This window comes from Uliginosibacterium aquaticum (assembly GCF_012972705.2).
In the GTDB taxonomy this organism is placed as follows: domain Bacteria; phylum Pseudomonadota; class Gammaproteobacteria; order Burkholderiales; family Rhodocyclaceae; genus Uliginosibacterium; species Uliginosibacterium aquaticum.
The window spans coordinates 50,382-63,182 of sequence record NZ_JABCSC020000001.1 but is presented as its reverse complement, the minus strand read 5'-3'; the positions used below and the strand labels follow the sequence as shown (position 1 = coordinate 63,182).

The window sequence follows — 12,801 nt, the reverse complement described above, 5'->3', positions numbered from 1 at the left end:
ACTCGAAAAATGACCTCGCCCCTGCTCGATTTCTCCTCCCTGCCCCGTTTCGATGCCGTCACCCCGGAAGAGGTCGGCCCGGCCATCCGTGAGCTGCTGGAAGCAGGCCGCGCACTCATCGCGCGCCAGACCGCGCCTGAAGTGCCGGCCACCTGGGATGCCTTCGTAGCCCCGATGGTGGATGCCGGCGAGCGCCTGTCGCGCGCCTGGGGCATCGTTGGCCATCTCCACAGCGTGCTCGACGTGCCGCCCTGGCGCGATGCCTACAACGCCCTGCTGCCGGAAGTAACGCGCTACTACTCCGAGCTCGGGCAGAACCTCGCCCTCTTCGCCAAGTACAAGGCCCTGCGCGCTTCGTCAGAGTTCGCCCGCCTGAGCAGCGTGCGCCAACGCATCATCGAGAATGAGATTCGTGATTTCCGCCTCTCCGGTGCCGAGCTGCCCGAAGACCAGAAGCCGCGCTTCCAGGCGATCCAGGAAGAGCTCGCCGCGCTGGCCGCGAAGTTCTCCGAGAACGTGCTGGATGCCACCAATGCCTACACCGAGCATGTCACCGACGAAAGCCGCCTGGCCGGCCTGCCGGCCGACGTGATCGCCGCAGCGCGCAACGAGGCCGAAGCTGCAGCCAAGCCGGGCTGGCTGTTCACGCTGCGCATGCCTTCCTATCTGCCGGTGATGCAGTACGCCGAAGACCGCAGCCTGCGCGAAGCCATGTACCGCGCCTCGGCCACCCGCGCCTCGGAGTTCTCGGCCGAACTGGGCCATCCGGAATGGGACAATGCGCCGAACATCGCCCGCATCGTCGCCCTGCGGCGCGAAGCGGCCGGCATGCTCGGCTACCAGAGCTATGCCGAAGTCTCGCTGGTACCCAAGATGGCCGAGTCACCGGAACAGGTTCTGGCCTTCCTGCGCGATCTGGGCACCAAGGCCAAGCCTTTCGCAGAGCGTGACATGATGGAATTGCGCGCCTTCGCCGCCAGCGAGCTGGGCCTCAGCACGCTGGAGCCCTGGGATGTGGGTTTCGCCTCTGAAAAACTGCGCCAGGCGCGCTACAGCTATTCCGATCAGGAAGTGAAACAGTACTTCCAGGAACCCAAGGTGCTGGCTGGCTTGTTCGGGGTGGTCGAGCGCCTGTACGGCGTGCAGATCCGGGCCGATCAGGCGCCGGTGTGGGATCCGGATGTGCAGTTCTACCGCATCGAACGTGCCGGCCAGCTCGTCGGCCAGTTCTATCTGGACCTCCACGCCCGTGCCACCAAGCGCGGCGGCGCCTGGATGGACAGCGCCCTGTCGCGCCGCCGCCTGGCCAGCGGCGTGCAGACCCCGATCGCCTATCTGGTCTGCAATTTCCCCGGCCCGGTAGATGGCAAACCGGCCACTTTCAGCCACGACGATGTGCAGACCCTGTTCCACGAGGCCGGCCACGGCCTCCACCACCTGATGACCCGGATCGAGGATCTGTGGGTATCCGGCATTTCCGGCGTGGAATGGGATGCGGTCGAGCTGCCGAGCCAGTTCATGGAGAACTTCTGCTGGGAATGGGATGTGATCTGCGGCATGAGCGCCCATGTGGAAAGCGGCGAGCCGCTGCCGCGCGCGCTATTCGACAAGATGCTGGCAGCCAAGAACTTCCAGAGCGGGATGCAGACCGTCCGGCAGCTCGAGTTTTCGCTTTTCGACCTGCGCCTGCACCATGACTGGGCTTTTGATCCCGCAGCCGGCGTGCAACCGCTGCTCGACGAAGTGCGGCGTGAAGTGGCGGTGAATTTCCCGCCGGCCTGGAACCGCTTCGCCAACAGCTTCTCGCACATTTTCGCCGGCGGCTACGCGGCCGGTTACTACAGTTACAAGTGGGCAGAGGTGCTGTCGGCGGACGCCTTCGCGGCCTTCGAAGAAGCCCGCCCGGCCGGCGGCAGCGTGTTCGACAGTCAGGTGGGCGAACGCTTCCTCACCGAGATCCTCTCGGTGGGCGGCTCGCGGCCGGCGCTGGAATCCTTCCGCGCCTTCCGCGGCCGTGATCCGGAAGTCGACGCCCTGTTGCGCCACAGCGGCATGATCGCCGCCTGAGATCCTGCAAGGAGGCAGCATGAAGCATTCAAAGATTCTGTTGGTCATCGCCCTGCTGTGCCTCGCCGGCACGGCAGGTGCCGAGGTCTATCGCTGGACGGACAAGAGCGGCAAGGTACATTACTCAGACACCCCGCCCACGGAGACCGAGGCCCAGACCCGCCGCCTCTACGACAGCAGCATCGAGCAGGAGAAGCTGCCCTATGAAACACGCCGGGCTGCCAGCCGCTTCCCGCTGGTCCTGCTCACCGGCGAAGCCTGTGGTGAGCCCTGCAAGCTGGCGCGCGACTACCTCGGCAAACGCAAGGCGCCCTTCAGCGAGAAGTTGCTCAAGACCCAGGAAGAGATCGACGCCTACAAGCGCCAGCTCGGCAAGGCAGAGCTCAGTGTGCCGACCCTGCTGGTCGGCAGCCGGGTACTCGACGGTTTCGAGCCGGGCGCCTGGGGCAACGAACTGAATCTGGCCGGCTATCCGAAGTAAGCCCCCCGCCAGCGCTTTCTCAGCTTCATCCCCCGCTCCGGGTCATCCGGCCCGCCCCCCACCTCCTGGCATCGGCGCCCCGCCGCAGGCGGGGGGCTTTCGCGCGTCCGCAGGTAGAGCGCCGGCCCCCCATCATCACTCAAACCGAATATTTGTAATCCTTTGCGTTGTTCAATGGCTGGATTTAGCATATTTGACACTAATATCGATTTTATACTTTGGTATTAGTCGCAAATAACTCCAGGACTCCCGAGAGTCCGCTCAAACCAACAGGGAACAACAACGATGAACAAGAAGAGCGGCCACAAGAAGGGCAAGCTTCATCCCGGGCTTCTGCGCGAGACCATCGTCAAGAGCGTGGAACTGACCCGCTATGCCGTTCGCAAGGGCAAACCGGACCCGAACAAACCGGTGATGACTACCGGGAAGAACCTCGCCTTTGTCGACAAAGGCGTCTCCAGCTGGCGTTTCGAGCTATCGGACCCGCATGCGATCCGTCCGGTGGCTGAACGGCCGCCGATGGTAAAGGTGGAGGCACGCTGGTTCTCAACTCAGGAAGCGCTCGAAACCGGCATCAAGGTAGTGAGCGGCGGCAGCGCCAACGTGTTCGGCGCGATGGGCTGCCTGCTGGTGCCGGAAGACTTCAGCATCCCGACCGTCATCGCCACGCCGGACAACGTCGGCTACTACGGCCTGCAACTGATCGAAGCCGGCAGCGATTTCGTGCTCTCGTCGCCCAAGTACGAAATCGCCCTGATGGAGTACGACTACACCAAGGACTACAAGAAAGACTTTCTGATGAAGGTCCACGGTGGTGGTGGCATCTTCGTCGAAACGCACGACTTCCCGCACATCCATATCCCGACTTCGGAAGCGTGCGGGGGCTACATCGTGATCGGCAAGCAGATTGCAGAGGAAGTCTTTCACTTCACGGCCTTCCAGATCCCGTATGGCTATGCGCTCTACACTCCGAGCGGCACAATCCACGGCGATGGCACGCTGGTCGGCGTGTATGCACTGACCGTGGCGGACTCTGCGCTGGCCAGTGCCAACACGGTGTTGGTGTATGACAAGGACAGCCTCGAGATGGCACGCAATGTGGTGCCGGACTGGCGGCCAGGGCGATGAGCATGCCTGATCCTCGCCACCCTCCCGCCCCGCCCCCCGCCCAGCCAGCTGACCAGATCACGACACTGCCGGACCTAGGCGTGCCTGCGCAGACGCAGTTCGCCGGCTACGCCTCGATTCGCGCCCAGCCCGGTGGGCCGGATGATGAGGCCTTGTTCTACTGGTTCGCCGGCACGGCTGACTACAAGAACAGCCCGACCATCCTGTGGTCCAACGGCGGCCCGGGTTCCAGCAGCTTCTGGGGCCTGTTCATCGAAAACGGCCCCTTTGTGTTCAATGAAGACAAGGGCGGCAGTTTCAGGATTGCCAACAATCCGGACGGCTGGAACCAGGTCGCGAACTATCTGGTGTTCGAGCATCCGCTCGGCGTCACGCTGTCCTTCGCGAAGGACGAGAAACATCTGCCGCAGAACGTGAAGCAAGGCATCGATCAGCTCTACCAAGCGCTGCTCAACTTCATCCGCCTGCATCCGGAAATCGCGGCCAATCCGCTGATCTTGGCGGGCGAATCCTACGCCGGCACCTATCTGCCCCTGCTGGCCGAAGCCATCCTCGCCGGCAATCAGGTGCCGGGCAATCCGGTGCTGGATCTGCAGACCGTGGTACTCGCCGATGCCTGGGTCGATCCGATGACCCAGATGGCTACCGACACCAGCTACGCCCTGAACCACGGCCTGATCACGCCGGAGCAGAAGCAGGCGCTCGATGCGGACTATGCGCACAATTACCCGCAGATCAATCAGGCCATCCAGCAGCTCTGCGGCCTCTACATGGCGAATACGGCGCAAACCGAGGATCCGCCTTTTCAGCCGGTGCTGGACTACATCAACCGGGCGGACGTCCGCGCAGCGATCCATGCGCCCGCGGAGCCCGTCGTCACTGAATCGTGGTCCGCCGCAATCGGCAATCTGTATGCGTTTGGCGTGAATGACTCGTATCTCGGTACGGTACAGAAGCTGCTGGACGGTGGCCTGCAGTTCATCATCGTGTCCGGCCTGAATGATGCAAAGGACTGCAACTTCCTCGGCACCGGCGCGTGGCTGCGCCGCCTGCAGGGCGACAGCGCCGCGGCCTTCCAGCGCGCCCCCACGCAGCAATGGAAAGATGATCCCCAGGGGCCAGTGCTGGGCTTCATCCAGGATGGCGACAGCCTCAGCTGGATCAAGGTGCTGAACGCAGGCCATCTCGCCGCCCACGATCAGCCCCGCCTGATTGGCGTCTTGCACAAGCTGAGCCGAGCATGGTCCTTGCATGCAAAGAACCCCGAAACCGGCCAGCCCGACTGACCCCACCACTTCGCAGAAACCCCGGCCATGGACTACATCGACAACTTCAAGCCTGCCAAAAAGATCGAACCTAGGGATGACGACTGGGGGATCTACAAGACGCTGCTGGAATCGACCAATGCGATCCCCTGGAAACTCAACTGGGAGACCAAGCAGTTCGACTACATCGGTCCGCAGATCGAAGCCTTGCTGGGCTGGCCGCAGGAGAGCTGGCTGGGCGCCATGGACTGGATCAACCGCATCCATGAGGAAGAGCGTGCGGCAATCGCGGCCTTCTGCATCCGCCAGTCGGAAGAAGGCATCGACCATGAGGCGGACTATCGTGCGCTGAAGGCGGACGGAAGTTTCGTGTGGATCCGCGATGTGGTGCATGTGATCCGCAACACCGAGGGCAAGACGACGGATCTGGTCGGCTTCATGTTCGACATCTCCGAGCGCAAGCGGATGGAAGAAGAGCTGCTCTCCCTCAACGAGAAACTGCAGGAGATCTCTCGGCGCGACGGGCTGACCGGCATCGGCAACCGCTTCCTGTTCGATCAGCACCTGAAGAGCGAATGGGCGCGTGCGCAGCGCAGCCAGTCGCCGCTGTCCCTGATCCTCTTCGATATTGATTTCTTCAAGCAGTACAACGACAGCTACGGTCATTTACAGGGCGACGAGTGCCTGCAGCGCCTGACCCGCGCGATCACCGGAATCCCGGTCCGCTCGACGGATCTCTTTGCCCGTTACGGCGGCGAGGAGTTCGTGATGCTGCTGCCCGACACGCCCAATGAAGCCGCTGCACTGATCGCGGAAAGGTGCCGTCAGGCCATTCTTGAGCTGGGGATCCCGCACCGCGGCTCAGTCTGCGCGCCCTCGGTCACCATCAGTCTGGGCGTCAGCACCCTGGTGCCAACGGCCGAGATGGCTCCCGAGGCACTCCTCGAGCATGCGGACAAGCTGCTCTATCAGGCCAAGGATTCGGGGCGCAATTGTGTATGTGCCGCAGCTTGCCCGACGGGCCCTGCCGGGCACTGACGCGCCAGCGGCGCTTCAGCCCGGCGCAGCCGTAACAGGGCCCGAAAGTCGGCTCGCCAGCACCTGATCCACCCGGTTGCGGTCGATGTCGACCACTTCGAACTCCCAGTCTTCCCACACGAGGCGTTCGGCCTTGCGCGGGATGTGCCCCAGCGTGGCGAGCACGAAGCCCCCAACGGTGTGATAGGTGCCCATCGAGTCGATCGGCAGCTCGCGCAGGCCCAGCTTGTCGCGCATCTCATCGATCGGCAGCAGGCCATCGAGCAGCCAGGAGCCATCCGGGCGCTCCACCGCCAGTGCTTCGTCCGGATCATCCGAGAAGGGCATCATGTCGCCCACCAGCGAGGTCATCAGATCCCCGAGTGTCACGATGCCTTCGGTGAGGCCGAACTCGCTGACGACAAAGGCGAAGTCCGCCCGGCGCTGGCGGAAGGTACGCAGCAGATCGCCAAGGGTCAGGCTGGAAGGCACGAACAAGGGCGGCTCCAGCGGCAGCGAGCCGAAATCGATCCGGCCTTCGAGCGAAGCCTTGAGAATGTCATGGCTCTGCACGATGCCAATTACTTGCTGCACATCCCCCTTGCATACCGGCAACTGCGAATGCGGCGACTCGACCATGCGCTTGAGATTGTTCTCCTGCGAGTCGAGCAGATCGATGTACACCACGTCGCTCACCGGCGTCATGATGGTCGCCATGCGCCAATCCTCCAGGCGCACCACATTGCCCAGCAGATGGCTTTCTTCACGCTGGATCGAGCCGGTGCGCTCGCCCTCGGTCACGAAAGCGAGGATGTCTTCCATGCTGGTCACAGCCGGCGCGGCCTGCACCGGCAGCAGCGCAATCACGCGGTCGGCCAGGAAGGAGAGCAGGTAGATGGCGGGCGACAGGGTGCGGATGAAGAGCGTCATCATCGGCGCCAGCGAGGCGGCCAGGCGCTCCGGATAGGCCAGCGCAATGCGCTTGGGCACGATCTCGCCAAACACGATCGAAGTCGCCGTCACCACCACGATCATGCAGCTGAAGGCAATCATGCCGTTCCAGTCCATCAGCGCCGGGGCGTGCAGGTCAAGCCAGCGAACCAGCTCGCTGGTCAGCGCCGATTCGCCATACACGCCCATCAGCAGCGCAGCGGCGGTGATGCCGGTCTGCGTGGCGGCAAGCAGGCGGCTCGACTGCTCCTTGATCGCCAGCGCAGCCACCGCGCCTTCATCGCCGTCTTCCGCCATCTGCATCAGGCGCGCGCGCCGCGCCGAGGCAAAAGCCATCTCGGCCAGTGAAAACAGGCCGGACACCGCAATCAGCAATACCAGAATCCAGAGGGCTGTCATCGGAAAGCGTCTTCGTGGGAGTGCTGCATTCTAGCCCGCAGCCGCAGGCGAAAGCGCCACCCGCCCAAGACGCTGGCAGAATGGCCGCCCCGATCCCCACCCTAGCTCCCCCATGCAAGCCTTGCTGGACGCCATTGCCCACACCGATCTGCCCACCGATGCCGGTCGCATCTTTCACGGCCGGGGTGGCCTGCACCCGGGCTGCGAGCACCTCTCGCTCGACTTCTACCCGCCGGTCTGGCTGCTCACCAGTTTTCAGCCGCTCGAAGAGGCGCAGCTCGGCGTCGTGCACGACGCACTGGCCACCCGCCTGGCCAGCCTCGCACCGGGCCAGGCACTCAACTGGATCTACCAGTTCCGCCAGGATGCCCGCGCCGAAACCCGTCTGATGGCCGGCAGTGTGCCAGAGCCGCATATCGTCAGCGAAGACGGCGCACGCTACGGCGTGCATCTGCTGCGCGGCCTCAACCACGGCTTCTTTCCGGACATGCGGGAAGCCCGGCGCTGGCTGCGCACGCATCTCGCGGGCCACAGCGGCGGGCGCGTGCTGAACCTCTTCGCCTACACCTGCTCCTTCTCGGTAGCCGCCCTGCAGGCCGGCGCGGCACGCGTGGTGAATGTGGACATGAGCCCGGGCGCGCTGGCCATCGGCAAACGCAATCACCAGCTCAACGGCCTGGAGCGCGGCGCCAGCTTCCTGCCGCACGACATCTTCACGTCCTGGGGCCGGCTCGGGCGGGAAGGGCCGTATGAAATCGTGATCGTCGATCCGCCCAGCTACCAGAAAGGCAGCTTTGTGGCCGAGAAGGACTACACCCGCCTGCTGCGTCGCCTGCCCGGCCTGCTCGCGCCGGGCGGCTACGCCCTGGTGTGCCTGAACACGCCCAAGCTCGACACGGCCTTCCTCACCACCCGCATGCAGGAAACCGCAGCGGAGCTCGAGTTCGTGCGCCGCCTGGCCAACCCGGATGTCTTTGCTGACCAGTCGGAAGCGCGCGCACTGAAAGTACTGCTCTACCGCAAGCCGCTGGCGCCGCCGCCCGAGGCCGCCCTGGCACTGGCACAATAAGCCACCGACCCGCTCGCATCGAAGCAGGCACTCACTCCCGACACGCCATGAAAATTGCCACCTGGAACGTCAACAGCCTCAAGGTTCGCCTGCCGCATCTCATCGACTGGCTCGCCAGCGAATCGCCCGACGCGGTCTGCCTGCAGGAGCTCAAGTGCGAAGACAAGGCCTTCCCGCTCGCCGAGATCGAGGCCGCCGGCTATCACGCAGTGTTCAACGGGCAGAAGACCTACAACGGCGTGGCGATCCTCTCAAAGCTGCCGGCGCAGGATGTGCAGCGCGACATCCCCGGCTTTGCCGACGAACAGAAACGCATCATCGCCGCCACGATCAGTGACGTGCGCATCATCAGCGCCTATGTGGTGAATGGTCAGGCCGTCGGCTCCGAGAAGTTCGCCTACAAGATGGACTGGCTCGCCGCGCTCACCGCCTGGATCAAGGATGAACTCACGCGCCACCCGAAGCTGGTGCTGGCGGGCGACTACAACATCGCCCCGGAAGACCGCGACGCGCACCCGGACTGGAAGGACGAAATCCACGTCTCGGTACCCGAGCGCGAAGCCTTCCGCCGCCTGCTCGATCTGGGCCTCGCGGACGCCTTCCGCCTCTTCGAGCAACCCGAGAAAATCTATTCCTGGTGGGACTACAGGATGATGGCTTTCCGCCGTAATTTCGGCATGCGCATCGACCACCTGCTGCTCTCGCAGGCCTTGGTGCCGCAGGCCACGCGCTGCTGGGTGGACAAGGCTCCGCGCAAGCTGGAGCGGCCTTCTGATCACGCACCGGTGCTGGTCGAACTCCTGTAGAAGCGGGGCAGGTTTTCGTAGGGCCGACTTCAGTCGGCCAGCCACGCGTTGAGTGCGACTGAAGTCGCACCTACGTTTCAAAGCGTTTTTGTGAGAACTCCCATGCGCCGCCTGCTCTGCCTCATCGCCCTCTTCAGCCTGCCGGCGCTGGCGCAGACCGATGCCGAGCTGGTCGCCACGCGCAGTGCCGAGTTCAGCCAGAAGATCGCCAACGAGCATCCGCGCCTGCTGATCCGCCCGGCCGACCTGCCCACCCTGCGCGCCTTCTTCAAGGAACTGCCGGCCCAGCCAGATAGCGCCGCACTCGCGAAGCTGGCCCTGCCCGCGCTGGACAACAAGCCACTGATCCCCGAACCCCGCGCCGTGAAGAACGGCACGAGCGAGGGCACCAAGCTCTGGCAGGCCGGCTACAAGGCCGCCAACGACACCGCCGCCTGGGCGCAACGCTACGCGCTCGGCTGGCTGCTCACCGAAGACCCCGCTTACGGCCGTGAAGCGGCGCGCTGGCTGCTGCATCTGGCCAGCTGGTCGATCGACCGCGACACCTATCGCAGCAACGACGAGCTGTTCATCCAGTCCCTGCGCCCGATGCTGTTTGCGTACGACTGGGCGTACGGCGCGCTCAGCGAAGACGAGCGCAAGACCGTGAGCCGTGCGCTGATCGCACGCATGGAAGTGCTGGCGAGTCAGGTTCAGCCCAAGTTCAGCCTCACCCGCCCGACCACGCCGGACAACTCGCTGAGCCACCCGATGCGCTTCATCTCCACGCTGGGGCAGGGCGGCCTTGTATTGCTGCATGACACCAAGGCGGCCCCCGGCTGGCTGGCCTGGAGCTACGAGTATTACCTGCGCCAGTTCCCGGTGTGGGGCGGGCCGGCCGGCGGCTGGGCCGAAGGGCTCAACTACTGGAGCACCGGCATCACCCAGCACCAGCGTTTTCTGGAAGGCATGGCCATCCTCGGCTTCAGCGAACCGCTGGCCCGCCCCTTCTGGCGCAACACCGCCTACTTCGGCGTGTACAACCAGATGCCCTACGGCGGCTCCTTCTTCGGTGACCTGAACAACATCGCCAACCCTTCCGGCAGCATCGCCCTGATTCTTGAAAAGGCCGCCATCCTCAACCGCGATCCCTACCCGCTGGCCTATGCGCGCCTGCTGCGCCAGAAGCCCCCGACCAGCTTCGGCTACTACACCTACGATGGCATCGACGCCTTCCTGCAGCGCTTCCGCACCGGTCAGGCGGCCCTGCCTGAAGTCCGTCTGGCAGACCTGCCGCAGAGCCTCTACTTCGATGACATTGGCGTCGTCAGCATGCACTCGGCACTCGGCGCTGCCGACGACATCATGCTCGGCTTCCGCTCCAGCCCGCAGGGCTCGGCCAGCCACGGCTTTTCGGACCAGAACAGCTTCGTGCTCAACGCCTACGGCCAGCCACTGGCGATCAGCTCCGGCTACCGCGAGTACTACGGCAGCCCGCATCACGATGGCTGGAGCCGCCAGACGAAATCCAAGAACGCCCTGCTCTTCGGCGGCGAGGGCCAGCGCATCAAGGATGCCTCGGCCAGCGGCACGATCACGCGCTTTGCCGATGGCGCCAGCTTCAGCTTCGCTACGGGCGATGCCAGCCGCGCCTATGCCCCGCATGCCGAGCGCGCCCTGCGCCACGTGTTCTTCGTCAACCGGCGCTACTTCGTGATGCTCGATGAAGCCAGCGCAGCGGAGGCGGTGAAGTTCCAGTGGCAACTCCATGCCCGCAGCGAAATGAGCCTTGCGCCGGAGCGTGGCGAGATCACCCAGCAGCAGAAGGACGCGCGCCTCACAGTGCGCTTCCTCAGCCCGGCAGCGACTGCCCTGACGATGCGCCAGAGCGACGCCTTCGAGCCGCCGGTGGGCGCCAGCTACCAAGCGAAAATGCCGAACGAATGGCATGTCACGACCGAAACAAGGTCGCCCGCCAAGCAACAGGATTTCCTCACCCTGCTCTATCCCTGGCGGGCTAACGAAGCGGGTCTGCCCAATGTGCAGACTCTGCCCGCCGGCAAGGGCTTCGCCGCCAGCATCGGCAATGACATCGTCCTGATCGCGCGCGCGGCCGAGAAGCAGGTCGACGCGGCGGGCTGGCAGCTTGCCGGGATGGCCGCCAGCTTCAGCAGTGAGGGCGATACGCTGCGCTTCAGCCTGATCGAAGCCCGCGGCCTGGCGGGCCCGCTGGAGCTCTCCGCCAGCGCAGCGCTCAGTCTGGAAGGCATCCGCACTCCCCACGGGCTGAGTCTCTCCGCCACGCTGCGCGAGCCACTGAGCTTGCGGCTGCGCCCTGGCTTTGGCGTGAAAACCCTCAGTGGCGCGCAAAGCTGGCAGCAGCAGGCGGACGGCAGCGTGCTGCTGCAACTCGCTGCAGGGCCGCTGCAACTGAGTCTGCAGCGCTAGCCTGCTGACACCACGCTGTCAGCAGGCCCCGCGCAACATGACGGCTCCTCAACCGCAACAAGGAGTCTGTCATGCATGCCATTCACTGGTTTGAAATCCCCGTCGCCGATTTCGAGCGCGCCCGCCGTTTCTACGAAACCATCTTCGCCATCGAACTCAAGCCGGAAGCCTGCGGGCCGGACAGCCGCATGGCGATCTGGCCGCACGCAGGCGAAGCGGTGAGCGGCTGCCTGATCGAGATGGCCCAGGCCCGCCCGCACAAGGACGGGGTACGTATCTATCTGAACGGTGGCGACGACCTGGGCCAGGTACTGGCGCGCGTCGAAGCAGCCGGCGGCATGATCGTGACGCCCAAGACCCTGATCCGCCCCGAGATCGGTTACTTCGCCCTGTTCTTCGATACCGAGGGCAATGTCATCGGCCTGCATTCAATGCACTGAGCGGCCTAGTGTAAGGTGCGATTCTTCAGCTATCCGCTCCACTCTGCCTGATGCGCCGCGCCGACCGCCTCTTCCGCCTCGTTGAACTGCTGCGTGCCCGGCGCCATGCCACCGGCCAGTGGCTCGCCGAGCAGCTGCAGGTGTCCTTGCGCACCCTGTACCGCGATATCCACGACCTCACCCTCTCCGGCGTGCCGATCGAGGGTGAGGCCGGAGTCGGCTACCGCCTGCGCTACCGGCTGGATGTGCCACCACTGCTGTTTAGCCCGGAAGAACTCGAAGCCCTGCTGGTCGGCTCGCGCATGGTGCAGGCCTGGGGCGATGCGGAGCTGGCGCGTTCGGCCGGCGCAGCGCTGGCCAAAATTCACAACGTGCTGCCGGAAGCGCTCAAACGCGAAGCCCAGCTCGCCCGCCTGTTCGTGCCACCGATCGGCGCAGATCAGCTCCCCTGGCTGCAGCCGCTGCGCCTCGCAGTGCGCGGGCACAAGATCGTGGACATCGCCTATGTGCGCGAAGACCAGACCCCCTCACAACGCCGCCTGTGGCCGCTGGGCCTGTTCTTCTGGGGACGCGCCTGGACCCTGATTGCCTGGTGCGAACTGCGCGAGGGCTTCCGCCATTTCCGTGTCGACCGCATCCAGCATCTCGACACCCTGCCCGCCCGCTTCCCGGATCTGCCGGGCCGGCGCCTCGATGATTTCTTCGACGAACTTGAAGCCAGTCATGGCGTCAGCATCGCGCGTGACTGAAG

The 12,801-nt window shown here is 64.6% G+C and carries 11 protein-coding genes; 10 read left to right on the top strand and 1 reads right to left on the bottom strand.

What is annotated here, in order from left to right:
* The first annotated feature begins 9 nt into the window (after positions 1–9).
* The 5 genes from HJ583_RS00310 (at position 10) to HJ583_RS00290 (ending at position 5,979) form a co-directional block, all read left to right on the top strand.
* On the top strand, positions 10–2,067 hold the full coding sequence (locus HJ583_RS00310; protein ID WP_170019504.1) for a M3 family metallopeptidase: 2,058 nt from the start codon (positions 10–12) through the stop codon (positions 2,065–2,067).
* Between the two features lie 19 nt (positions 2,068–2,086).
* A complete protein-coding gene (locus tag HJ583_RS00305; protein ID WP_170019502.1) occupies positions 2,087–2,548 on the top strand; it encodes a glutaredoxin family protein in 462 nt (153 codons plus the stop codon).
* Between the two features lie 285 nt (positions 2,549–2,833).
* On the top strand, positions 2,834–3,676 hold the full coding sequence (locus HJ583_RS00300; protein WP_170019500.1) for a hypothetical protein: 843 nt from the start codon (positions 2,834–2,836) through the stop codon (positions 3,674–3,676).
* 2 nt (positions 3,677–3,678) lie between these two features.
* Positions 3,679–4,962: a S10 family serine carboxypeptidase-like protein gene (locus tag HJ583_RS00295; RefSeq protein ID WP_170019497.1), complete on the top strand. Its 1,284-nt coding sequence runs from the start codon at positions 3,679–3,681 to the stop codon at positions 4,960–4,962.
* Positions 4,963–4,989: 27 nt separating this feature from the next.
* On the top strand, positions 4,990–5,979 hold the full coding sequence (locus HJ583_RS00290; RefSeq protein ID WP_170019495.1) for a GGDEF domain-containing protein: 990 nt from the start codon (positions 4,990–4,992) through the stop codon (positions 5,977–5,979).
* Positions 5,980–5,994: 15 nt separating this feature from the next.
* Here HJ583_RS00290 and HJ583_RS00285 read toward each other — a convergent pair whose 3' ends face one another.
* The gene (locus HJ583_RS00285) at positions 5,995–7,308 is read right to left on the bottom strand and encodes a hemolysin family protein (protein WP_170019493.1); all 1,314 of its coding nucleotides are present in this window, start codon (positions 7,306–7,308) and stop codon (positions 5,995–5,997) included.
* Between the two features lie 112 nt (positions 7,309–7,420).
* Between HJ583_RS00285 and HJ583_RS00280 the strand changes: the two genes are divergently transcribed.
* From HJ583_RS00280 to HJ583_RS00260, 5 genes are all read left to right on the top strand, one after another.
* A complete protein-coding gene (locus HJ583_RS00280) occupies positions 7,421–8,377 on the top strand; it encodes a class I SAM-dependent methyltransferase (protein ID WP_170019491.1) in 957 nt (318 codons plus the stop codon).
* 47 nt (positions 8,378–8,424) lie between these two features.
* Entirely contained in the window at positions 8,425–9,183 is a 759-nt protein-coding gene (gene xth / locus HJ583_RS00275) for an exodeoxyribonuclease III (RefSeq protein ID WP_170019489.1), read from the top strand.
* Positions 9,184–9,285: 102 nt separating this feature from the next.
* Positions 9,286–11,610, top strand: a complete 2,325-nt coding sequence (locus HJ583_RS00270) for a heparinase II/III domain-containing protein (protein ID WP_170019487.1) — start codon at positions 9,286–9,288, stop codon at positions 11,608–11,610.
* A 71-nt stretch (positions 11,611–11,681) separates the two neighbouring features.
* Positions 11,682–12,050, top strand: coding sequence for a VOC family protein (locus HJ583_RS00265; RefSeq protein WP_101942161.1), 369 nt, complete (start codon positions 11,682–11,684; stop codon positions 12,048–12,050).
* A gap of 50 nt (positions 12,051–12,100) precedes the next feature.
* Positions 12,101–12,799 carry a helix-turn-helix transcriptional regulator gene (locus HJ583_RS00260; protein ID WP_170019485.1) on the top strand — a complete coding sequence of 233 codons (699 nt, stop codon included), beginning with the start codon at positions 12,101–12,103 and terminating at the stop codon, positions 12,797–12,799.
* Positions 12,800–12,801 lie beyond the last annotated feature (2 nt).

Excerpts from the sequence above, each read along its gene's own strand:
- HJ583_RS00310 (WP_170019504.1), top strand. The coding sequence starts at position 10 with ATGACCTCGCCCCTGCTCGATTTCTCCTCCCTGCCCCGTTTCGATGCC.
- HJ583_RS00305 (WP_170019502.1), top strand. The coding sequence starts at position 2,087 with ATGAAGCATTCAAAGATTCTGTTGGTCATCGCCCTGCTGTGCCTCGCC.
- HJ583_RS00300 (WP_170019500.1), top strand. The coding sequence starts at position 2,834 with ATGAACAAGAAGAGCGGCCACAAGAAGGGCAAGCTTCATCCCGGGCTT.
- HJ583_RS00295 (WP_170019497.1), top strand. The coding sequence starts at position 3,679 with ATGCCTGATCCTCGCCACCCTCCCGCCCCGCCCCCCGCCCAGCCAGCT.
- HJ583_RS00290 (WP_170019495.1), top strand. The coding sequence starts at position 4,990 with ATGGACTACATCGACAACTTCAAGCCTGCCAAAAAGATCGAACCTAGG.
- HJ583_RS00285 (WP_170019493.1), bottom strand. The coding sequence starts at position 7,308 with ATGACAGCCCTCTGGATTCTGGTATTGCTGATTGCGGTGTCCGGCCTG.
- HJ583_RS00280 (WP_170019491.1), top strand. The coding sequence starts at position 7,421 with ATGCAAGCCTTGCTGGACGCCATTGCCCACACCGATCTGCCCACCGAT.
- xth (WP_170019489.1), top strand. The coding sequence starts at position 8,425 with ATGAAAATTGCCACCTGGAACGTCAACAGCCTCAAGGTTCGCCTGCCG.
- HJ583_RS00270 (WP_170019487.1), top strand. The coding sequence starts at position 9,286 with ATGCGCCGCCTGCTCTGCCTCATCGCCCTCTTCAGCCTGCCGGCGCTG.
- HJ583_RS00265 (WP_101942161.1), top strand. The coding sequence starts at position 11,682 with ATGCATGCCATTCACTGGTTTGAAATCCCCGTCGCCGATTTCGAGCGC.
- HJ583_RS00260 (WP_170019485.1), top strand. The coding sequence starts at position 12,101 with ATGCGCCGCGCCGACCGCCTCTTCCGCCTCGTTGAACTGCTGCGTGCC.